The 20,338-nt window shown below is 60.3% G+C and carries 20 protein-coding genes; 9 read left to right on the forward strand and 11 right to left on the reverse strand.

What is annotated here, in order from left to right:
* Window positions 1-27: 27 nt before the first annotated feature.
* The 3 genes from prfA to ACR0NO_RS00330 all read left to right on the forward strand — a co-directional run bounded on the left by prfA (window position 28) and on the right by ACR0NO_RS00330 (window position 2,748).
* Window positions 28-1,083 carry a peptide chain release factor 1 gene (gene prfA / locus ACR0NO_RS00320; protein WP_480722577.1) on the forward strand — a complete coding sequence of 352 codons (1,056 nt, stop codon included), beginning with the start codon at window positions 28-30 and terminating at the stop codon, window positions 1,081-1,083.
* Window positions 1,080-1,925, forward strand: a complete 846-nt coding sequence (gene prmC / locus ACR0NO_RS00325) for a peptide chain release factor N(5)-glutamine methyltransferase (protein WP_480722578.1) — start codon at window positions 1,080-1,082, stop codon at window positions 1,923-1,925. Before prfA ends, prmC begins: the two co-directional genes overlap by 4 nt.
* Window positions 1,926-2,166: 241 nt before the next feature.
* Window positions 2,167-2,748: a DUF4167 domain-containing protein gene (locus tag ACR0NO_RS00330; protein WP_170638536.1), complete on the forward strand. Its 582-nt coding sequence runs from the start codon at window positions 2,167-2,169 to the stop codon at window positions 2,746-2,748.
* Window positions 2,749-2,802: 54 nt separating this feature from the next.
* Here the strand turns inward: ACR0NO_RS00330 and rsmA are convergent, their stop codons facing one another.
* From rsmA to lptG, 5 genes are all read right to left on the reverse strand, one after another.
* Window positions 2,803-3,645: a 16S rRNA (adenine(1518)-N(6)/adenine(1519)-N(6))-dimethyltransferase RsmA gene (rsmA, locus tag ACR0NO_RS00335; RefSeq protein ID WP_480523431.1), complete on the reverse strand. Its 843-nt coding sequence runs from the start codon at window positions 3,643-3,645 to the stop codon at window positions 2,803-2,805.
* An 84-nt stretch (window positions 3,646-3,729) separates the two neighbouring features.
* On the reverse strand, window positions 3,730-4,695 hold the full coding sequence (gene pdxA, locus ACR0NO_RS00340) for a 4-hydroxythreonine-4-phosphate dehydrogenase PdxA (RefSeq protein ID WP_480722579.1): 966 nt from the start codon (window positions 4,693-4,695) through the stop codon (window positions 3,730-3,732).
* The gene (locus ACR0NO_RS00345) at window positions 4,692-5,945 is read right to left on the reverse strand and encodes a peptidylprolyl isomerase (protein WP_480722581.1); all 1,254 of its coding nucleotides are present in this window, start codon (window positions 5,943-5,945) and stop codon (window positions 4,692-4,694) included. Before ACR0NO_RS00345 ends, pdxA begins: the two co-directional genes overlap by 4 nt.
* Entirely contained in the window at window positions 5,936-8,098 is a 2,163-nt protein-coding gene (locus ACR0NO_RS00350) for an LPS-assembly protein LptD (protein ID WP_480722583.1), read from the reverse strand. The genes ACR0NO_RS00345 and ACR0NO_RS00350 overlap by 10 nt, the downstream gene beginning before the upstream one ends.
* A complete protein-coding gene (gene lptG / locus ACR0NO_RS00355; protein WP_170466540.1) occupies window positions 8,098-9,198 on the reverse strand; it encodes an LPS export ABC transporter permease LptG in 1,101 nt (366 codons plus the stop codon). The genes ACR0NO_RS00350 and lptG overlap by 1 nt, the downstream gene beginning before the upstream one ends.
* Before the next feature lie 229 nt (window positions 9,199-9,427).
* Here lptG and ACR0NO_RS00360 point away from each other — a divergent pair, with 229 nt between their 5' ends.
* The 3 genes from ACR0NO_RS00360 to ACR0NO_RS00370 are packed head-to-tail and all read left to right on the forward strand — an operon-like array spanning window position 9,428 to window position 12,438.
* Window positions 9,428-10,894, forward strand: coding sequence for a leucyl aminopeptidase (locus tag ACR0NO_RS00360; RefSeq protein ID WP_480722584.1), 1,467 nt, complete (start codon window positions 9,428-9,430; stop codon window positions 10,892-10,894).
* Between the two features lie 4 nt (window positions 10,895-10,898).
* Window positions 10,899-11,357, forward strand: coding sequence for a DNA polymerase III subunit chi (locus tag ACR0NO_RS00365; protein WP_480722586.1), 459 nt, complete (start codon window positions 10,899-10,901; stop codon window positions 11,355-11,357).
* 34 nt (window positions 11,358-11,391) lie between these two features.
* On the forward strand, window positions 11,392-12,438 hold the full coding sequence (locus ACR0NO_RS00370) for an aldo/keto reductase (protein ID WP_480722587.1): 1,047 nt from the start codon (window positions 11,392-11,394) through the stop codon (window positions 12,436-12,438).
* A 102-nt stretch (window positions 12,439-12,540) separates the two neighbouring features.
* On the opposite strand, the gene ACR0NO_RS00375 is transcribed toward ACR0NO_RS00370, so the two are convergent.
* The 3 genes from ACR0NO_RS00375 to ACR0NO_RS00385 form a co-directional block, all read right to left on the reverse strand.
* Complete coding sequence (locus ACR0NO_RS00375) at window positions 12,541-13,521, reverse strand: GlxA family transcriptional regulator (protein WP_480722588.1); 981 nt, start codon at window positions 13,519-13,521, stop codon at window positions 12,541-12,543.
* 288 nt (window positions 13,522-13,809) lie between these two features.
* Window positions 13,810-13,992 carry a hypothetical protein gene (locus ACR0NO_RS00380; protein ID WP_170373905.1) on the reverse strand — a complete coding sequence of 61 codons (183 nt, stop codon included), beginning with the start codon at window positions 13,990-13,992 and terminating at the stop codon, window positions 13,810-13,812.
* A gap of 80 nt (window positions 13,993-14,072) precedes the next feature.
* Complete coding sequence (locus ACR0NO_RS00385; protein ID WP_480722590.1) at window positions 14,073-14,939, reverse strand: helix-turn-helix domain-containing protein; 867 nt, start codon at window positions 14,937-14,939, stop codon at window positions 14,073-14,075.
* A gap of 109 nt (window positions 14,940-15,048) precedes the next feature.
* Here ACR0NO_RS00385 and ACR0NO_RS00390 point away from each other — a divergent pair, with 109 nt between their 5' ends.
* Genes ACR0NO_RS00390 through ACR0NO_RS00400 form a run of 3 tightly spaced genes read left to right on the forward strand, consistent with a single transcriptional unit; the run spans window position 15,049 to window position 17,062 of the window.
* Window positions 15,049-15,258, forward strand: a complete 210-nt coding sequence (locus ACR0NO_RS00390; protein ID WP_170373903.1) for a DUF2061 domain-containing protein — start codon at window positions 15,049-15,051, stop codon at window positions 15,256-15,258.
* Window positions 15,245-16,138, forward strand: coding sequence for a fatty acid desaturase (locus tag ACR0NO_RS00395; protein ID WP_480722591.1), 894 nt, complete (start codon window positions 15,245-15,247; stop codon window positions 16,136-16,138). Before ACR0NO_RS00390 ends, ACR0NO_RS00395 begins: the two co-directional genes overlap by 14 nt.
* Window positions 16,139-16,159: 21 nt before the next feature.
* The gene (locus tag ACR0NO_RS00400; protein WP_480722592.1) at window positions 16,160-17,062 is read left to right on the forward strand and encodes an EamA family transporter; all 903 of its coding nucleotides are present in this window, start codon (window positions 16,160-16,162) and stop codon (window positions 17,060-17,062) included.
* Window positions 17,063-17,074: 12 nt separating this feature from the next.
* Here ACR0NO_RS00400 and ACR0NO_RS00405 read toward each other — a convergent pair whose 3' ends face one another.
* From ACR0NO_RS00405 to ACR0NO_RS00415, 3 genes are all read right to left on the reverse strand, one after another.
* Window positions 17,075-18,433: a DEAD/DEAH box helicase gene (locus ACR0NO_RS00405; protein ID WP_480722593.1), complete on the reverse strand. Its 1,359-nt coding sequence runs from the start codon at window positions 18,431-18,433 to the stop codon at window positions 17,075-17,077.
* A gap of 183 nt (window positions 18,434-18,616) precedes the next feature.
* Window positions 18,617-19,546, reverse strand: a complete 930-nt coding sequence (locus ACR0NO_RS00410; protein WP_480722595.1) for a glycosyltransferase family 2 protein — start codon at window positions 19,544-19,546, stop codon at window positions 18,617-18,619.
* The gene (locus ACR0NO_RS00415; protein WP_480722597.1) at window positions 19,543-20,298 is read right to left on the reverse strand and encodes a hypothetical protein; all 756 of its coding nucleotides are present in this window, start codon (window positions 20,296-20,298) and stop codon (window positions 19,543-19,545) included. Before ACR0NO_RS00415 ends, ACR0NO_RS00410 begins: the two co-directional genes overlap by 4 nt.
* Window positions 20,299-20,338: the final 40 nt, after the last annotated feature.

Here is a 20,338-nt window from a genome sequence, read left to right on the forward strand (position 1 = left end):
AGCCCCAGATTAAGAGACACCCGCCGGATGATCCCCGAAGAACGCCTTGAGCAGATAACCCAGCGATTCCAATACCTCGAAGCCGCCATGGCCGATGGCGCCTCGGGCGGGGATATCGCGACTTTGGCCAAAGAGTATTCCGACCTCAAACCGGTGGTCGATCAAATCCTGTCCTGGCGTCAGCTGGTCTCGGATTTGGCTGAGGCCGAGGCGATGCTGGCGGACCCGGATATGAAGGAACTTGCTGAAGAGGAAATCCCCCAGCTTCAGTCCCGTATTCCCGAGGCCGAACATGCGCTGCAACTGGCGTTGCTGCCCAAGGACGCCGCGGATGCGCGACCGGCCATGCTGGAAATCCGTCCCGGCACCGGCGGTGATGAGGCGGCGTTGTTCGCTGGAGACCTGCTGCGCATGTACCAACGCTATGCCGAGGCGCGGGGATGGCGGTTCGAGATCATCGAAGAACAGGCCTCGGATCTTGGCGGCATCAAAGAGGTCGTCGCCCATATCAAAGGCGACAATGTCTTTGCGCGGATGAAATACGAATCCGGCGTGCATCGGGTGCAACGCGTGCCCGAAACCGAAAGCGGCGGGCGTATTCATACCTCGGCGGCGACGGTCGCGGTTCTACCCGAAGCTGAGGATGTAGACATCCAAATCGACGCCAATGACATTCGCATTGATACGATGCGTTCGTCCGGAGCCGGGGGGCAGCACGTGAACACCACCGACTCGGCCGTGCGGATTACCCACTTGCCGACCGGTCTTGTGGTGACCAGCTCCGAGAAATCGCAACACCGCAACCGCGAGATCGCGATGCAGGTGCTGAAAACACGCCTCTATGATCTGGAACGTCAGCGGATCGACAGTGAACGTTCGGCGGATCGGGCAAGTCAGGTCGGCTCGGGCGATCGGTCCGAGCGCATCCGGACTTATAACTTCCCACAAGGTCGGATGACGGACCATCGCATCAACCTGACGCTCTACAAGCTGGATCAGATCATGCAGGGCGATTTGGATGAGGTGATCGACGCACTGACCGCAGATGATCAGGCCCGGCTGCTGGCCGAGATGGCGCAATGATTGCGGCCCTGACCGCCGCCAAGGCGATGGCTGCCGCAACGGCCCGCTTGCGTGCTGCCGGTGTCAATGACCCGGCCCGCGATGCGCGGGTCCTTTTGGCACATGCGGCCCGAATTGAGGCCAGCCGCGTCACTCTGATCGCGCCCGAGGAGCTGTCGCCCGACATCGCCGAACGCTATGAGCAACTGGTGTCGCTGCGCGCGATCCGGGTGCCTGTGTCGCATCTGCTGGGTGAACGTGAGTTCTACGGTCGCAATTTCCGCGTCAGCCGCGACGTGCTGGACCCGCGCCCAGAGACCGAAACACTGATCGAAGCCGCGCTGAGCGAGCCATTTGACCATGTTCTCGACCTCGGGGTCGGCTCGGGCTGCATCCTGGTGACGCTGCTGGCCGAGCGCGCCAGTGCCTCGGGCCTGGGTGCGGATCTGAGCGAAGCGGCCTGTTTGCAGGCCAGCGCTAACGCGGTTCAGTTTAACGTACAGGACCGGGCCGAGATTTTACGCTCGGATTGGTTCAAGCGGATTGAAGGGCAGTTTGACCTCATCGTCTCGAACCCGCCCTATATCGCGCTGTCCGAGATGCAGGACCTGTCGCCCGAAGTGCGCGAGCATGAACCGCGCATGGCTTTGACCGATGAAGGGGACGGGCTGGACGCCTATCGCAGGATTGCGTCGGGTGCACCTGATTTCCTGATGGCGGGCGGACGCTTGCTGGTTGAAATCGGGCCGACACAGGCCAAGGACGTGTCCGCCTTGTTCGACGCCGCTGGCTTGTCGGATATCCGCGTCATCCCCGATCTGGATGGACGCGACCGTGTTGTTTTGGGCAGAATTCCGGGTTGAACGCAGCGTTAGAGGCCGAAAAGCGCCGGTCTTTGTAAAAAAGCTGCGAAATATCCCAGAAACCTCTTGTCTGAGGCGGCAGGACATGTTTACTCAGGAATGGTCGGAGAGGTTGACGCTGGTTCAGCGCGCCCCTGACGCCAAGCCCAAAAAAGCCGATGACACGTTACGGGACAGGCCTCTGAGCAGCGTAAGGTACGGGTTGATCGGCAGCGAATTGATAAGGCTGACGTAAAGTAAGATGAGATCTTCCAAATCCCGCTCGCGGGCCAAAAATAACCGCAATCGTCCTTCTGGCGGCAACGTCGTCAACCGGGTGTTCGACAGCTCGGGCCCCGAGGGTAAGGTGCGTGGCACACCGCAGCAGATCATTGACAAATACAACCAGCTTGCGCGCGATGCACAGCTGTCCAACGACCGTGTCGCGGCTGAGAACTTTCAGCAACACGCCGAACACTATCTGCGGATGCTGAGCGAGGCGCAGCGCGAGATTGAAGCGCGCCGCGAAGAGCAGGAGCGTCAGAACCGCGAACGTCAGGCCGAACGCGACCGTGAACGCGCCGAGCGTCAGGAGCGTGAAGCCGCCCGTCAGGCCGACCCGGCCGAGGCGCCGCAGCCTGATGTAATGGATTTCAGCGCGCCTGAACCTGCGCCGGAAAGCGGGTTGGTCGAGACCCCTGAGAGCAAAGAAAAAGCTGCTCAGGCCCCTGAGAAAAAGGAAAAGCCGCCGCGTAAACCGCGTGCGCCGCGCAAGCCCAAAGCTGCACCTGCGACTGAGGAGGCGCCGAAAACCGATGGCGACGCGCCCGAAGCGGCCGAATAAGCCTCGCACGGATACGAAGAAAGCCCCGGTTTATCCGGGGCTTTTTTGATGCGCCTATGTTTTTTTAACCTCGCGCGCGAGGGCGCAGAAGGCCTCAAGCGGGACCTGTTCGGCCCGCTCGGTAGGCTTGATGCCGGCTGCGATCAGGCGGTCCTCGATATCAGGCGCTACACCTTTCAGGGAAGCGCGCAGCATTTTGCGGCGTTGATTGAATGCGGCGGCCACGACGCGGGACAGGGTGCTGGCGTCGGCGGGATAGCGCGGCTCGGGCAGGGCGGTCAGGTGAACCACTGCGCTGGAGACTTTCGGTGGTGGGGTGAACGCACCGGGAGGTAGAGACATGGCGATGCGCGCCTCTGCCCGCCATTGAGCCAGAATCGCAAGGCGACCATAAGCTTTGCTTCCGGGTTGAGCGACGATGCGTTCGGCCACTTCGCGCTGAAACATGAGCGTCAGGCTTTGCCAGAAGGGCGGCCATTCCGGCGGTGTCAGCCAGCGCACCAGCAGCTCGGTGCCGACATTGTAGGGCAAGTTGGCCGCGACGCGGATGGGCGGGGTCAGGTGTTCCAGCGGGTTAATTTCTAGCGCATCGCCGTTGATCACCTCCAACTGGCCGGGATAGGCGGCGGCGATGTCGTTCAGGGCGGCGATGCAGCGGGTGTCTTTTTCCACCGCCACAATCTTGCGCGCGCCCTCAGAGAGCAGCCCTCGGGTCAGCCCTCCGGGACCGGGGCCGATTTCCAGAACGTCGCAGGTGCTGAGGTCTCCGGCCTGGCGCGCGATCTTGGCGGTCAGGTTCAGGTCCAGCAGAAAGTTCTGGCCCAGCGATTTGCGGGCGGATAGCTGGTGGGTCGCGATGACCTCACGCAGGGGGGGGAGGGTGTCGATAGCGCTCATGATCCGGTTACCGTGACGCGTTTGGGGTGGTCAGCGCCAGTGATTTTTTGCCTCCGGCGGGGATATTTCCAGCCAGGTGAAGGATCAAGCGCTTTGTGCCATCTTCTGCGCGAGTTTCAGCGCTTCGATCAGGCTGGTTGGGTTGGCGATGCTTTGCCCTGCGATATCCAATGCGGTGCCGTGATCGGGTGAGGTGCGGATGAAGGGCAGGCCGAGGGTAACATTCACGCCCCGGTCGAAATCCAGCGTTTTGATCGGGATCAGGGCTTGATCGTGATACATCGCGATGGCCGCGTCATAGCGGCTGCGTGCGGCTGCGTGGAACATGGTGTCGGCGGGATGTGGGCCAGTGACGCTGTAGCCCTCGGGCTGCAGGTTCGCCAGCATCGGGGCGATCCAGTCCAGCTCCTCGGTTCCCATTTTGCCTCCTTCGCCCGCATGTGGGTTCAGACCGGCCACGGCGATGCGCGGGGCCTCAATACCGAATTGGGAGCGTAGGCCGGTGGCGGTGATCTCGATCGTGTCGTGCAGCAGGGCCGGGGTCAGTTCTTGCGGGACACGGGAGAGGGGGATGTGAATGGTCGCGGGCACGACGCGCAGTTGATCGCTGGCCAGCATCATAACCACCCGTTCACGGCCCGCTAGAGCCGCCAGAAATTCGGTGTGGCCGGGGTAAGAGAAACCCGCACCGTCGATGAGCGCCTTTTTATGGATCGGGGCCGTACACAGGGCAGAAGCCGCGCCGGATTGCACAAGGGAAACGCCCTGTTCGATGGCATCAATGACCGACGGTGCATTGGCTGGCGTGGGTTGGCCGGGCGTGTTGGGAGCTGGGAAGTTCAGTTGCAAAACCGGTAGCGCGGTTTGGGAAACCGAGATGGCCTCGGCCGGGTCGTTGATCAGCTGGGCCTGTGTGTCTGATGGCAGGTGCGCGACATCGCCGATGTAGAAAAAGGGACAGGCGTCGCGCAATTCCGCCCACGCTTTTGCGGCGATCTCGGGGCCTATGCCCGCCGGATCGCCGCAGCTGAGCGCGATGGGCGCGCTCATTGTTCGATTATGCTGGCGTCGGCGCGCAATTGTTCCAACAGGCTGTCAGCAAAGGCTTGCAGGCGCTGTTGCGTCAGCGCATTCGCAACATCCGCGCGCGAGGTATTTTCGCCGAGATTGCGGGTGCGGTTGCACAGCATCAGGAACATCAGTGTTTGGCCGTTGTTGCGTGTCAGCGTCGTCGAGACGTCGTTCGGGTCCAGCTTCGCCAGCTCGACCGCGATGTCGCGCGGGATCTCGGAAGGGGCAGCGTCGACACGCTCCAGCACCTCGGCCGGTTGCTCCTGCGCGATACCGTAAAGGTCATCACAGGTGTCGATCTCTTCGCGCAGTTTCGCGGCGGCGGCCAGTGTTTCGGCGCTACGGCCGCCGGCCATGTAGTAAATGGCGTAGTCGATCTTGGAATAAGAGGGCGTACCGGTTGAAACTTCACGCAGGCCGCGCATCTGGAACAGAGCGATGGCGTTGGGTAGGGCGATCGGGCTAGTGATCTCACCATTCTTCAAGCCCAGAACCACGGGCTGCAGTGCTGGGGGTAGGCCGGACAGGTTCAGCCAGTCGAGGCGGCCGCCATTGCTGCGGGTTTCTGCAGCCGAGTATTGCGCCGCCGCCGCCGAAAACGCGTCAAACCCTTCGAGATTGGCGATTTCTTCAGCGAGAAGCTCGGTCTGGGCGAGGGTCTGTTGGTTTACAGGAATGATGATTTCAGACAGCAGAACCTGAAGCCCACCACCGCCGCCCTGACCCAGAGCGCGGTTGATCTCTTCCTCGGAGGGGTTGGCCTGAGACAGAAAACGCGCGCTGATATAGTTGCGCCATGTTAGCTGATCGGCGACGAAATCGCGGACCGTTTCCGGATCGACGCCTTCGTTGGCCAGCAATTGCAGGAACTGCTCGGTGCTGAGGCGCCCGCGGGCCGCGAATTCATCGACACCCGCCTGAATCGCCTCGGGCGGGACCTCGATCCCGGCTTCGCGCACGGCTTGTTTGCGCAAGCGGTCATCAATCAGTGCTTGCCGGACTTCGGCCTCGGACCCGCCAGAGATACCGAGTGCGTTTATGAATTGCTGACGTTGCTCCAACTCATACCAAGTGACCACGTCCTGATTGACCCGGATCGCTGGCGAAAACAGGCTTTGCGCAAACGTATGGGGCGCAGTGAAGGTCAGAATCGTAGCGGCCAGGGCCGGAAGTACCAGCCGGATCGAAGCGGAACGAAGAAACCGTGAGAAAGTTGAAATCAACTGCATGTTCTCTTGTAAGTGTTACCAGCGCCTTCGAGGGCGTATCCTGTCAAGGATACGGTAAAGCCGAATTCGGTCGAAGGCTCAATAGTTGATGTTGAAGTAAAGCGCCGCCTTACGGACATGTTAACCCGAACGCATTCGTTCTGGTAGGTCACACCGAGGCCTAGGCGGATGGGTTCGGATTCGTTCAGGTCGTAGCGGGCCTCGGCCCGTGTCAGCCAGTTCTGGTCGACCTGATAGCGCCCGCGCAGCCAGATCTCGGAGACCGCCTCTTCGATGTTTTCAGCCGGGTCGGGTTCCAGCCAAATATAGCTGCCAGTGAAGGCTGAACCTTCTTTCGCCCACTCTCCACGCAGCTCGGCCTTGGCAAAGCTCAGGTCACCGTTGACAATTCCGCGACCGGCCAAAGACCAGCCATTGGCGGTTTTGAGCTGACCGGCCAGCAGGATATCGGACGATGTGCCCTGCAATCCCGAAGTCAGAGTGAAATCCGGATCGGCATCCGCACGAAAGACTTGGCCCACCGTGGCAAGCGCCTGCCAGCCTCCACGACCATAGCGCGCCCAGTTGACGCCGACAGCGGCGGTTGCGCCGTCCTCGCGGCGATCCTCTGCCGGAAAGCGCGACAGAGACAGTAGGTTGCCCTCGTCGAATTCCTGAAACGTGCTTTCGTCGATCGGTACGTCATTGTCGGATACATTCGTCCAGCCGAACTGAACGATCGGTTCCAGAAACTGCGTCGCCCCGGATTTTTCGCGGCGTGTCATCGGATAGCGCAAGGTCAGAGCGGCACGCGGGGTTGTCCGGGTGGCCTGCGTGGGGAAATTGCTGTCGTGGCGGATGTTGAACGCGTCAATGGAGGCACCGAACAACGCATCAGCCCGCAATCCAGTTGCAAAGGTCCAGCTGCGCAGCCATTCGGCGTCAAAGGTTGTGCGCGCCACGTCGCGTCCGACCACGTCCTCATCGCTGGTGCGCTCATGCGCGTGGGCGATGACGTTTACCCGAACTTCTCCGCCGACGGAGGTTGGGAAATAGCGCTTTTGGAAGTTCAGATCGAATATGCGCGAGGGGATTTCATCCTGATCTTCGCTGTCACGCAGAGTCTTGTAGTGAATGAAACTGGTCCGGAACGCTGTGTCGCGCTTGATCCGTTCCAGCGCAACTTCGCTGCGGAGGCGGTCCAAATCGGGTAGGCCGTAGTCGGCCAGATAGGAATCATCCGAGGTCGTCTGCAGATCGAAAGTAAAGCGATAGTCATTTTTAAAGTCGAACCAGCCTTCGGCGAACAGGTAGCCGCGATCCTGATCCGGTTGTATGTCGTCCCGAGTCTGCGCGCCGTTAATCTCGATCCGGCCATTCACGAAAGCCTGTCGATAGCGATAGCCAAGCGTCGTGGTTTTGGACGAGAGATAGGGCGTCAGGGTCAGGTCCTTGTGGTCGCCAATTTTGAAGAAATACGGCACTTGCACCCCGGTTCCAAGCTGCGAGGTGGTGCGAATGGACGGCACCAGGAAACCGGTCGCACGCTCCAGCGTCGGGTCGGGCAGGCGCAGATAGGGGAAGTAGAAAACGGGAACGTCCAGCACCCGCAACTGCGCGCCTTCAAAGTAAAGCTGGCGCTCTAACGAGTCATGCGTGACCTTACGCGCCCGGATCTGCCACAGAGGCGGACGGCCATCGGTGCAGACATGGCACGAGGTTGCGGCGATCTTGCTGAATTGCGTATAGCGCCCTCCGGCGCGGCGGGCTTGAACGGATGCGATTTGCACCTGCTGCTCAAACACCATCTGTGCGCCCACCAGCAGGCCATTCTGAAGCCCGTTGTCCAGCTGCGCCGACTCCGCCAGTACAGTCGTCTGCCCACCCTGATCAATACGGACGGGGCCATCCAGCGTCAGCTCTCCAGTTTCGCGGTCGTACACGATACGATTGGCGCTGAGTTTGACGTTGCCCTGAAACGCCTCGACATTGCCTTCGGCCACAAGTTTGCGTTCGGGCGTGATAAAGATCTTGTCGGCAACAAGTAGCGCCGGTTCTTCCTCTTGGGCCGGGCTTTGGGTGACGGTCGGATCGGACAGATTCTGCGCGGCTACGCCAAGGGGCAGGGTCAGGGCCAGCAGGCTGGTCGCTGCAAACGGCAGAAAACGTCGCATCAGCCGTCCTCCGCGTGCAGTAACAGGCCAAGCGAGAGCAGGATCGCCGCAAAGGGCGGCGCCCAGGCAGCAACATAGATTGGAAGCTGGCCGTTCTCGCCGAGTATCTGCGCGAAGTTGCGCACGAAATAGATCGCAAAGCCCAACAGAACAGCCGTCAGCACCGCCACACCGGTTCCACCAAAGCGCACATGGCGCATGGTGAAGGCGGCTCCGATCAGCACCATGGCGACTAGAAACAGGGGGCGGGCAAGTTGGACATGCAGCCAGACCTCATATTGCTTGGTCGAAAACCCGGCCTCACCTAAATCTCGGATCAGCTTGGGCAGATCATAGACCGAGACCGACTCCTGCTTGCCCAGCGTGTCTAAAATGCGTTCGCGCGTCAGTGTGGTCGGCAGCTCAAGCCTTTCATGCGAAACAGCGTTTGTTTCGGGGTTGAGGTCGTCTCGCAGCGGCCAGAGTTTGGCGTCGGTCAAAACCCAGGTTCCGTTGGTTAGCTCCGCGCGTTCGGCCACGATCTGCTGGTTTGGCTTTCCGCCGCCCGAGAAGGTGATGATGGTCACATCGTCAAGACCCAGAGTATCCCCGTTCGATGTACCCCTGGCGTGGATCACCGATTGGCCATTGTCCGAGCTTTGACGCAACCACAGCCCTTCGCGGCTGATCGACAGGGCAGAGCTGCCATCGTCGCGATAGGCATCCGATAGACGCTCGAACTCTTCCGAGGTCGCGGCGGCGATCGGGTTCAGTAAAGCAACGGCCAGAATGCCAATCATCAGGGCCAGGGTGACGGGGGCCACCAGCGCCCGCAGGCCCGAGCGACCGGTGGCGCGGGTCACCACAAGTTCCGAGGTGCGCGCCAGCCCAACGAACAGCGCGATGGTGGACAGGATAATCAGCAGGGGCAGCATCTCGCTGATCGCGGCAGGGGTGTTCAGCAGTGTCAGGCCAAGCAGTTGGCCGACGGACAGGTCATAGTCGTCAAAGCGGCGCAGCTGTTCGATCAGGTCGATCAGAATCATCAGGGTCAGAAAGATGCCGCCGATGACCACAAAGCTTTGAAGAAAGCGGCGCGCGAAATAGCGGTCGAGGATCACGGGAAGACCCTCTCAGGGCTTGAAACGCAGGGGTTCGCGCCCGGATCGCCATTGCATGTCATCATGCGCGACAGCGAATGCCTGCCGTTTGGTGCCACTTAGATCTCCCCCGAGCCTGCCGTTTATTTTTGCAGGACCTTAATGCAAATGGCGGGCGGGGAAAACTGCTATCTGGTCAAGCCGCGCAGTGCGGGCTAGGTCTTGGGGAACAGATTTTGAGGAGTTTGCTATGAGCAGTCTGGTACCAATCCGTTTTGAGGCATTTGACGTGGATGCCATTGCGCAGGCGGAGGGGCGCGTGGCAATCATCATTCCCGCCGATGGCAAGATGAGCCCCGCCGTGCGGCGTGCCAACAAACTGACCCGTGGAGCGGTTGCTCGGTTGGTGGAAAGCGATCGGTTCGAAAAGGTGAAAACCGCGGATGTGATCTCTCTGGCGTGGCCGGTTGGTATGGCCGCGCAAGTGTTGGATATCGTGGTTCTGCCGCGCCGCCCTGAAGTGGATGAGGCGCGCAAAGCGGGTGCTGCATTGGCAAAACTGGCCGGCGGAAAAGACCTGTTGGTTATGGCGGGCAATCAGGTGCGCGTGGCAGATATGGCGATGGGCATCGCTCTGCGCAGTTACGATTTCGACGTCCACAAAACCAAGGATAGCGATGCGGCGGGCTCGGTCACGATCAGCCACAGCAAGCATGATGAGGCCGAGGCTGCCTTCGCCCCGATGTATGCGGTTGCCGACGGTGTGCGGATGACCCGCGACTTGACGAATGAGCCTGCAAACATCCTGACCACCACTGAATTCGCCGATCGTCTGGACGAGATGAAATCGCTCGGCCTCCAGGTCGAGGTGCTGGAGGAAGACAAGCTGGCCGAATTGGGCATGCGCACATTGTTGAGCGTGGGGCAGGGCTCAGTCAGCCCGTCGAAAGTTGTGGTAATGCAGTGGAACGGGGGCGACAAGGATGATGCGCCGCTTGCTCTGGTCGGCAAGGGCGTTGTGTTCGACACCGGAGGGATCTCGCTGAAACCGGCGGGTGGCATGGAAGACATGACCATGGACATGGGCGGTGCAGGCGTTGTGGCCGGCACCATGCGCGCGCTGGCCAAGCGCAAGGCAAAGGCCAATGTGGTCGGTCTTGTGGGGCTTGTCGAAAACATGCCCTCGGGCAATGCGACCCGTCCGGGCGACGTGGTGAAATCAATGAAGGGTGACACGGTTGAGATCATCAATACCGATGCCGAGGGCCGTTTGGTTCTGTGCGACGTGATGTGGTACGCGCAGGAAAGGTTCTCTCCGGTCGGTATGATTGATCTGGCGACCCTGACCGGGGCGGTCATCATTGGACTTGGCCATGAGAATGCAGGAGTGTTTTCGAACAACGATACCTTCTGCGATGCCTTCCTGAAATCGGCCAAGGCCGAGGACGAAGGCGCGTGGAGACTGCCCTTGGGTGCGGCCTATGACAAGCAGCTGAAATCGCGCATCGCGGATATGAAGAATGTGGGCGGACGGCCTGCCGGTTCGATCACCGCGGCGCAATTCCTGCAACGCTTCGTGAAGGAAGAGACACCCTGGATTCACCTCGATATCGCCGGTGTCGCCTCTGTCGCGGCTGAGACATCTTATGCCCCCAAGGGGGCCACAGGCTGGGGCGTGCGCGCGCTGAGCCGTTTTGTGCAGGACAATTTCGAGTAAACCCATGGGGGCCGTCTATTTCTATCACCTGACCCGTCAGCCGCTGGAGCATACTTTGCCGGTCCTGCTGGACAAGGCGCGACAGGCCGGGTGGAAGATCGCCGTGCGGGGGACTGATCCTGCGCGGCTGGACTGGCTTGATGAAAAACTGTGGTTGGGACCCGAGGACGGGTTCCTGCCGCATGGACGGGCCGGTGGGCCGCATGATGCGATGCAACCGATCCTGCTGACCTCGGACATGCAGGCCGCAAACGATGCCAGCTGCGTGATGGCGGTGGACGGGGCCACGGTTGACCCGGATGAGGTCGCCGCGCTGGACCGGGTCTGCATTCTGTTCGACGGCAATGACATGGAAGCCGTTCAGCACGCGCGTGGTCAATGGATAGCGCTGACCGGCGCGGGGTGTTCAGCGCAATACTGGTCCGAGGAATCGGGCCGTTGGGAAAAGAAAGCCGAAGCCTAGCGCGCGGCTGTTGCGGAAATCAGGAGAGCGACAAATGGAAATGAAGCCTTTGGGCCGCACCGGGATCATGGTGTCTGATCTGTGTCTTGGGACGATGACATTCGGATCGCAAACCTCGGAAGCAGAGGCGCATACGCAGATGGACGTGGCGCTGGCAGCCGGGATCAATTTTGTCGATGCCGCCGAGATGTACCCGGTCAATCCGGTCGCCAAAGAGACGATTGGCCGGACCGAGGAAATCCTTGGCAACTGGAATGCGGCCAACGCCGCGCGCCGGGGCGACTATGTTCTGGCCACCAAGCATTCCGGTGAGGGGCTTCGCTTTGTCCGTGATGGCGCGCCGATCACCGCTCAGACGATCCCCGAGGCCATCGAGGGCTCACTGAAGCGTTTGAAGACCGACTATATCGACCTTTATCAGTTTCACTGGCCCAATCGCGGCAGCTATATGTTCCGGCAGAACTGGACGTTCTCCCCGAAGGGGCACAACACCGATGAAGTGCTGGAGAATATGCAGGAGTGTCTGGAGGCGCTTCAGGTTCAGGTCGACAAGGGCAATATCCGGGCTTTTGGTCTGTCCAACGAAAGTGCCTGGGGTACGGCGCAATGGCTGCGCTTGTCCGAGCAGATGGGCGCCCCACGGGTGGCGTCGGTTCAGAATGAATACTCGCTGCTGTGCCGACTGTTTGACACGGACATGGCCGAGTTGAGCGTTCATGAAGATGTGGGGCTGATGGCGTTCTCGCCTTTGGGAACTGGGTTGCTGACCGGTAAATATCAGGGCGGAGCCATTCCCGAAGCCTCACGCATGTCACTGACGCCTGAACTGGGGGGGCGCAAGTCCGAGCGGGTTTTCGATGCCGTTGACGTCTATTTGCAGATCGCTGCGCGGCATGGGCTGGACCCGACGCTCATGGCGCTGGCTTGGTGCCGGACCCGCCCGTTCATGATGTCCGCCATCTTTGGCGCAACGACAGTGGCGCAGTTGGAGCATATCCTGTCTGGTATCGACCTGCGCTTGTCCGATGAGGTTCTGGCCGAGATCGAGGCGGCGCACAAAGCGCATCCGATGCCGTATTAAGACGTTTCGGGTTTATCCCGAAGCGATCCAGGGGACGCTGCCCCCGCCGCGCGCGCCGTGCGCCTCCCCCGAGGTATTTTTGGCCAGATGAAGTGGATCCGGTCAGTGATGGGTGGGGTAGGCACTATCCTGTCTGAGGTCACGGGCCGACAAACCGTGGGCCGTGCGGAAGGCGCGGGCGAAGCTGGATTGCGAGGTGAACCCTGTGGCCTGAGCCACGTCCATCAGCGACATGTCGGTATCGGTAACCAAACGGCGGGCCTCGGCCATGCGCAGCTGCAAGTAGTGGTCCTGCGGCGTGGTGTTCAGGCGCAGGCGGAATTGCTGTTGCAGGGTGCGGGGGCTGGTGCCCAATCGGTCGGCGATATGAGCCAGTGGGAGCGGATCGTCGAGGGCGGCCTCCATCAGGCTATTGGCCTTGGAGGTCAGCGCGGAGTGGTGGTTCGCCGAGGGGGCGTCTGTTTTGGTCTGGGTCGGAGTGCCTTCGTACAGGAACTGGTTTGAGACATGCGCGGCAAAGCCTGCGCCATGACGTGCGGCGATGATGTGCAGCATCATCTCGACCGCGGGGATCGCGCCGCCCGAGGTCAGACGGTTTTCTGAGATTGCAAAGCGGTTTGCCTGAACATCGACCTTGGGAAAGCGGCTGCCGAAACTGTCGAGATCGTCCCAATGGGCGGTCGCAGTGTGACCATCGAGCAGACCAGCCTCGGCCAGCAGCCAAGGCCCTCCGTCTATGCCGGCCATGGTGGCGCCCGTAGCCGCGATGCGCCGCAATCCCGCGATCAGGCTGGGGGTTGCTTGGCGGGCCATTTGAAATCCGGCAACGACAATCATCAGGTCGCAGCTCTGCAGACGGGCCAGCGGTATGCCGGGAACGGTGAGCGCACTGGTCAGCATGACTGGCTCGTCCGTTGGGGTCACGTAGTCCCAATCAAAGGCCGGGCGATCGGCCAGACGGTTGGCGGCGCGCATCGGATCCACGGCCGCGGCAAAGCTGAGCGTGCTGCATTCATCCAGAACCAACAGCGCCGTTTTCAAGGCGCGATGTTCCGGTTGCAGCATGTTTTTTGCGGATTTCATCAAGTTCGATTCGCATTCTGACAAGTGTTTCCACAAGGCTGCGTCAGAGGCGGCGGTTGCGCAAATCGGAATCCGGGGAGAAGCCTGGGGAAAACTTTGGTCAAACCCGGGTATAACTTGGGGAAAACGTTTTTGCCGTGAAAACGGCGGGTATTTCACTTTTCGGACCCCAGCCGCCGGAGAGGGCCGGGCACTGTGTTTTGATCTGCTGGCCAGCGGAAACAGCCCGCTAACCGGATGGGCGGAGCGAGTTGTTTTGATGGCGCTACAAGCGAATAGAGCCAGGGGTCAGCCTTGATTCGGGCCTCGGATTTGGCGGATTGTGCGGCGGACGGCTTGCCAGTCTTTGGCCTCTTGCGTGTTTCCGGCGGCCTCACATTCGCGCATCTTCTGAGCGGCTTCCGCCTCGGCCCGGTCGCCATGCGCGGAATAGAGGGCGCGTGCATATTGAGCGGTTTGTAGTGCGTCCATTCTGATCATCCTCCGTAGAGTGTCTGCGCGTTCGCGGTGTCACTATACTACAGGATCCGAAAAACCGCACGTTTGAGGCGTCAGCCCTTTGCAATCTCGGCCCGCAACCCACGCAGGTATTCGGGGAATCGGCGGGCGGTCATCTCGGCCTCGCGGATCAGGGTGTCGAAGTGTCGGCTGAACACCTCGATCCGGTCGCGGTCGCGGAAAGCCATATAGTGGCTGCCCGCATAGAAGACGCAAAGAAGCGGGCCGAAGATCGTGACAGGTGCAGAATACAGGCGTTTGGCATCGAACAGATAGATGCGCAGGCGGGGATAGTGCTGCTCGCTGAGGTCCAGAAGGTGGTCGATCTGTTCCAGACGGACTGGCAAAGGCAGCCCCTCGTAGTAGCCGGTTCCGAGAGCAAAGCTTCGGATCTCATATAGGGGCATGGCAATCTCATAGTCCGACTGGGCGCTGCGCATCCAGGACAGGCGATCCTCGGACGCTCCTATGGCTTGATCTGCTGTGCGGCCCAAATGCGGGGCGTATTCCCATTCGAGGATCGCCCGGGTCTTGAGCATATCGGGCAGGGTGGCGGGTACGTAGCGGATTTTGTAGCCCGCAGCCTCTTGATGCCATTGGAAAATACGCTCATCGACAAGGGCGCGTGGGGCCTCGGTCATTGTCAGAGAGCTCGCCAGCAGTTCCGCGGCGCTTTCGTGGCGATCCGACAGGCTTAACAGCCAATCCGCGGAAACGCCCAGAGCAGAGGCGCAACTTCCGACCACATGGGCGTTGGGCAGGCGGGCGCCCTCATCGGTCAGCAGCTGTGATACGGTTGAGCGGTCGACACCGATATGTCGGGCAAGAGCGCTTTGGCTGACACCGGTGTCCTCCATCGCGCGGGAAAGTCGCTGGCGAAACTGCACAGCGCGAACTCGTTTGTCGATTTTCTCTACCATAAGGAGATAAATATCACTTCTGATGATTTTTGTTAATCATATTCAGAATTCCCAACACGCCGCCCGTTGAGTAACGCTTTTGTGATAACAACAAAAAACGGGGTCCGGAATGGAAACGCGACGAAGATCTGTCGTGAAAGCACTCATTTGGAATGTGATGGGGTTGGTGATGATGACGCTGGTGGGCCTGATCGCCACCGGGTCGGTTGCCTTGGGTGGCGTAGTAGCGCTGGTCAACACCGCTATCGGTCTGACGCTTTACATTGTCTATGAGCGGGTCTGGGCCGGGATCTCATGGGGGCGTCATGGGGAAAGCTGAAACGCCCGAATGGGGCACACTGGCCCTGATCGCCGCATGTTACGCCGTCTGGTTGATTGCCACTTTCTACGTGGCGGGTTGGAGTCTGTGGCTTGCCATCCCGACGATGGGCGCGGTTGCCGCCCTTCATTCCTCGCTGACGCATGAGGCGTTGCACGGACATCCGTTTCGCACGAAATGGTTGAACGAGGCGTTGATGGCCCTGCCATTGACCCTGTTCATTCCATTTAACCGGTTTCGCGACCTACATCTTGCGCATCATCAGGATTCGAACCTGACAGATCCCTACGATGACCCCGAGAGCAACTACCATGACCCAAAGGTCTGGGCGCAGCTGTCTGGATGGCAAAAGAGGCTGCTTGCCGCCAACAACACCCTGCTCGGGCGCATGGTGTTGGGGCCTGCGATCGGGCAGTTTATGTTTCTGCGGGACGAATGGAGCAGCCTGATCCGTGGAGACCGTTCGGTCGCCCTTGCATGGGCGCTGCATATCCCTGGAATTGCGGTGGTTCTGTGGGTCGTCGCGCATTCCTCCATGCCGATTTGGGCCTATGTTATGTCGGCCTATTTCGGTTTGGGTCTTGTGAAGATCCGCACCTTCCTTGAACACCGCGCGCATGAGAAATCACGCGCCCGCACGGTGATCGTCGAAGATCGCGGAATTCTGGCTTTCTTGTTTCTGAACAACAACCTGCACGTGGTTCATCACATGAACCCATCGGCCCCCTGGTACGAACTACCCGCGCTCTATCAATCGGGGAAAGAGCGGTATCAGGACTGTAACGAAGCCTATGTCTACGCATCCTATGCCGAGATTTTCCGGGCGTATTTCTGGAGGGCGAAGGACCCGGTGCCGCATCCGCTCTGGCCAAAACCCTGATTTAAAGACAGAACGGAGTTCATGAGTCTATGGATTCCAATCACCATCGCCGCCGCCGGTTTTCAGACGGTGAGGTTCATGCTGCAAAAATCGCTCAGCAGCGTGAAACTGTCTGCGGCTGGGGCAACCTTTGCACGCTTTGCCTATTCCTTGCCTCTGGCTCTGGTGGGGCTGGTCGTGGCCATTCAGGTCACCGGCTTGAGCTTGCCCGAGTTGTCCGCGCGGTTCTGGGTGTTCGCAGTGATTGGCGGCACCTCCCAGATTTTGGCGACGATCTGTGTGGTCGCCCTGTTCAAGCAGCGCAACTTTGCCGTTGGTATCACGTTCAAGAAAACCGAAGTCATCCAAACCGCGATCGTTGGATTTGTGGTGCTGGGCGATCAGGTCTCGACCGGGGCGTTGGGTGCGATCGTCGTGGGGCTGCTGGCGGTGCTGCTTTTGTCCAAAACACCCGGAGGGGACGGGGCGTGGTGGCAACATCTGACCAATCGCGCCTCGCGACTTGGGTTGGGCTCGGGGGTGTTATTCGCCTTCTCCTCGGTCAGCTATCGCGGAGCCTCGCTTGAGCTGGGCGACATCGACGCATGGTTTCGCGCGTTGGTCACGTTGGCCGCAGTGGTCACGTTTCAATTCGTTAGCATGGGGATCTGGCTGCTGTGGCGCGACCGGGCCGAGTTGCGCGCGGTCTGGAACACTCGCCGAACCGGCGTGTTCGTTGGCCTGACCAGCCTGTGCGGATCCTTCTGCTGGTTCTTCGCCTTCACCCTGCAGAATGCGGCTTATGTCAAAGCACTGGGACAGGTCGAGCTATTACTCAGCCTGCTTGCCTCGACCCTGTTTTTCCATGAGACCATCACCCGGCGCGAGATCGCCGGGATGCTGTTGCTGGGCGCGTCGATACTGGCGCTGGTACTGTCAATCTAAGCGTCTGGGTGGTTAGCCCGCGCGGCGTTCATCAAAGCTGAGGGCGATGAAGCTGGGCAGGTGATCGCCCATGCCCACAACAGCCGGGCCATGATCGTCTTTGCGGCCACGACCGCGAGTTTTGGGTTCGCGGGGCTCGCGCTCTTTCTTGCCTTCGCTGCGCTTGCCTTCCGCTGCTTTGGCGGGTTTCTCGGCTTTCGGCTTCTCGGGTTTGGGTTCGTCCTTAACCGGATTGTCGAGGCGCGGAATTTCCTTCTGGATCAGCTTTTCAATCGCATCCAGAGCCTTTTCGTCACGGCCCGAACAGATCGTCACGGCTTTGCCTTCACGTCCGGCACGGCCCGTGCGGCCGATACGGTGAACATAGTCCTCGGCATGACCGGGCACGTCGAAGTTGAACACATGGCTAACCGATGGGATATCCAGACCACGCGCCGCCACGTCCGAGGCAACCAGCAGGCGCAGCGACCCATCGCGGAACCCGTCTAGCGTCTTCATCCGCTGCGACTGGTCTAGATCACCATGGATCGCGGCGGCGTTGTAGCCGTATTTCTTCAGCGATTTCGCGCAGATATCTACATCCGTCTTACGGTTGCAGAAGATGATTGCGTTGGTGCATTTCTCACCTTCGGCGTCGATCAGCGCGCGCAGAACCTTGCGTTTTCCGCTGGCTTCGCGATCCCGGCGACCGCCTTTGAACATCACCACGCCCTGTTCGATCGTCTCGGATGCAGTGGCCTGACGGGCGACCTCAATCCGGGCAGGGGCGGACAGGAAGGTGTCGGTGATACGCTCAATCTCCGAGGCCATGGTGGCCGAGAAGAACAGCGTTTGGCGGGTGAACGGCGTCAGTGAGAAGATACGCTCGATATCGGGGATAAAGCCCATATCCAGCATCCGGTCAGCCTCATCTACAACCATGATCTGCACGCCGGTCAGCAGCAGCTTACCGCGCTCAAAATGGTCCAGAAGACGGCCCGGAGTGGCGATCAAAACATCCACGCCGCGGTCGATCAAGGCCTCTTGCTCTTTAAAGCTGACACCGCCGATCAGCAGCGCTTTGGTCAGTTTCAGGTGTTTGGAATAGGTGTCGAAATTCTCGGCCACCTGCGCGGCGAGTTCCCGCGTCGGGCACAGCACCAGCGAACGTGGCATCCGTGCTCGGGCGCGGCCACGTGCCAGCAGGGTGATCATCGGCAGCGTGAAGCTTGCGGTTTTCCCGGTGCCGGTCTGGGCAATGCCCAACACATCACGCCCTTCAAGCGCGGGTGGAATCGCGCCTTCCTGGATTGGAGTGGGGGTTTCGTATCCGGCTTCCTCAATGGCTTTGAGGACCTTCGGGTTCAGGTTCAGTTCGGTAAACTTTGTCATGTATGTCCGATTATTGCGGACTCTTGACCTGGCCCGCGCGTCTGCGTCATGCCGGGTCGATTTGACCATGCGCACCATGCGCGTTTCGGCTTGGGGCGGACATAACAAAAACGTGGGGCGGGGTCAAATGAACTGAAATCCCGACAGGGTCGACCGGCTGGAATTGGCATTTTTTGCAACAATTCAGCGGCTTCCGGGGAAGTGTTTCGCTACTTTTTCATCCAGATGCAACGGGCGGTGCCGGATCTGATCATGTGCCTCAAGCCGAGCACGGACGTCCGGGTCAGCGGCGCTGAGTTCATCGTAAAACGCCCGCAGCCCATCAAGGCCGCTGGAAGACTCGATCTGGCTGAATAGCTCGTTCTTGTTCACACCGCCCTTATCGCGAGGCAGGTTCGGTGACATGCCGGGTTTGTACGAGCCACGCTCCATCCGGAAACGGTAGTGTTTGAACCAATGTTCCCAACTCAGGGCGTGATGGTGGCACAGCTCCAGCCCCGGCAGCTCGAACTTGCAGGGCAGGAGGGTCTTGTCCTGAAACAGATTGTGGATGCGAAAACTCAGCTTTTTCAGACCCGTGCGCACGATCAGTTTGCCCTGCACATGGCTGAGGAACCCTCCAAGCACATGGGCGCCATAGGTGGGATAGAGCGCCTGCACCAAAGCCTCGCGATCCGGGCTTTTGGGGATATGCGCTTTGTACAGGTTCTCAGCCCCCGCAATGGCCTCGATCGGTCGGACCCGAACGGCTGGGATGTCTGCGGGCACGGTATCCAGCCGCTCCGGGATCGGAGCGTCCGCCCACAGGAACTCATCCACATCAATATGCGCCAACCAATCCAGATCGGTTTTGCGATAGGTATAGCTGGCATGGGTGGATTGGCGCACTTGATGCTTGCCCGGCCGCGTCCGTTTCCGGCTTAGCCAGAAGGCGTCATCGCAGAGTGTCACCTGTACCTTCGGGTGCTGCTCCAACTGGTGCTGCGCCTCAGGGTTGGGCTCATCCAGATAGAGGTACAGCCGGTCGGCCCCCAGATCCAGGTGATGGGCCGCAAACCGCAGGATATCCTGCGCGGGTCCTCGCACCATGGAGACGACACCCCATGTGGTCATCGTCGCTGCATCCGGGCGAGACGGCGTTCGCGCATCTTTTTCAAGCGACGAAAGACAGTTCCGGGGTCTTTGTTCAACTCGCTCATCAGGTGATCCGCCAGCGGTGCGATGGTCGGATCGGTCAGCGACTTGGTCCAGATCGGCGCGATTAGCGACACGGCCAACCCGCCGCGCTCCAGTGAGAAAGACTGCATCTGCAACGGTAGCGGAGCGGTGCTCTTGCCGCGAAACCAATGGGTTTCCTCCGGCCCGCGTTTGGAGAACAACCGTTCGAACTCATAGAGCTTCATCAGCCCAAACAGCATCCGCAGTGCTTGACCAACCTCGCGTTGTGTTGGGGTGTCGCCGTGATCGGCAAAGGTTTGCACCGACGAGACGAGCCAGCGCAGATCAAGCGCTCCAAGCAGATGCGGCGATTGCTCGGCCCAGAGCCGCCGGAACAAAGCGGGCGTGTGACGCGGGTAGGAGCGTTTGCGCAGATTGGCGATCAACTGGGCGTTCAGGAAAGCCAATTCCGAATTGCCCACGAACTCGGTCGCGATCTTGGCGCGCTTCTGGTCCCACGCGGTGGCATCGTCGCTTTCGGGGGCGAGGGACGCGCGTTCCGGCACGATCTGCTGCGCCAGTGCATCCAGATCGACGTCCAGATCGGGCAGGGGGCGGGGGCCGAACACAAAAGGCGCGCGCCTGTTTTCCAGGATCTCCAGCATGTCGGGCAGGCCGCCAGGAAAGGTCAGGTCGTCATCGCTCATGCGGGCAGAATTGCACAGCCGGGATTGGCTGCGCAATCAG

The sequence above is a fragment of the Ruegeria sp. CL3 genome (assembly GCF_056536505.1).

Bases quoted from the DNA above. Each gene is read 5' to 3' on its own strand.
- rsmA (WP_480523431.1), bottom strand. From the start codon at position 3,645: ATGAGCGCTATCGACACCCTCCCCCCCCTGCGTGAGGTCATCGCGACC.
- ACR0NO_RS00360 (WP_480722584.1), top strand. From the start codon at position 9,428: ATGAGCAGTCTGGTACCAATCCGTTTTGAGGCATTTGACGTGGATGCC.
- ACR0NO_RS00410 (WP_480722595.1), bottom strand. From the start codon at position 19,546: ATGACCACATGGGGTGTCGTCTCCATGGTGCGAGGACCCGCGCAGGAT.
- ACR0NO_RS00385 (WP_480722590.1), bottom strand. From the start codon at position 14,939: ATGGTAGAGAAAATCGACAAACGAGTTCGCGCTGTGCAGTTTCGCCAG.
- pdxA (WP_480722579.1), bottom strand. From the start codon at position 4,695: ATGAGCGCGCCCATCGCGCTCAGCTGCGGCGATCCGGCGGGCATAGGC.
- ACR0NO_RS00370 (WP_480722587.1), top strand. From the start codon at position 11,392: ATGGAAATGAAGCCTTTGGGCCGCACCGGGATCATGGTGTCTGATCTG.
- ACR0NO_RS00330 (WP_170638536.1), top strand. From the start codon at position 2,167: ATGAGATCTTCCAAATCCCGCTCGCGGGCCAAAAATAACCGCAATCGT.
- ACR0NO_RS00390 (WP_170373903.1), top strand. From the start codon at position 15,049: ATGGAAACGCGACGAAGATCTGTCGTGAAAGCACTCATTTGGAATGTG.
- ACR0NO_RS00380 (WP_170373905.1), bottom strand. From the start codon at position 13,992: ATGGACGCACTACAAACCGCTCAATATGCACGCGCCCTCTATTCCGCG.
- ACR0NO_RS00350 (WP_480722583.1), bottom strand. From the start codon at position 8,098: ATGCGACGTTTTCTGCCGTTTGCAGCGACCAGCCTGCTGGCCCTGACC.
- ACR0NO_RS00365 (WP_480722586.1), top strand. From the start codon at position 10,899: ATGGGGGCCGTCTATTTCTATCACCTGACCCGTCAGCCGCTGGAGCAT.
- ACR0NO_RS00400 (WP_480722592.1), top strand. From the start codon at position 16,160: ATGAGTCTATGGATTCCAATCACCATCGCCGCCGCCGGTTTTCAGACG.
- ACR0NO_RS00415 (WP_480722597.1), bottom strand. From the start codon at position 20,298: ATGAGCGATGACGACCTGACCTTTCCTGGCGGCCTGCCCGACATGCTG.
- ACR0NO_RS00345 (WP_480722581.1), bottom strand. From the start codon at position 5,945: ATGCAGTTGATTTCAACTTTCTCACGGTTTCTTCGTTCCGCTTCGATC.
- ACR0NO_RS00375 (WP_480722588.1), bottom strand. From the start codon at position 13,521: ATGAAATCCGCAAAAAACATGCTGCAACCGGAACATCGCGCCTTGAAA.
- prfA (WP_480722577.1), top strand. From the start codon at position 28: ATGATCCCCGAAGAACGCCTTGAGCAGATAACCCAGCGATTCCAATAC.
- ACR0NO_RS00405 (WP_480722593.1), bottom strand. From the start codon at position 18,433: ATGACAAAGTTTACCGAACTGAACCTGAACCCGAAGGTCCTCAAAGCC.
- ACR0NO_RS00395 (WP_480722591.1), top strand. From the start codon at position 15,245: ATGGGGAAAGCTGAAACGCCCGAATGGGGCACACTGGCCCTGATCGCC.
- prmC (WP_480722578.1), top strand. From the start codon at position 1,080: ATGATTGCGGCCCTGACCGCCGCCAAGGCGATGGCTGCCGCAACGGCC.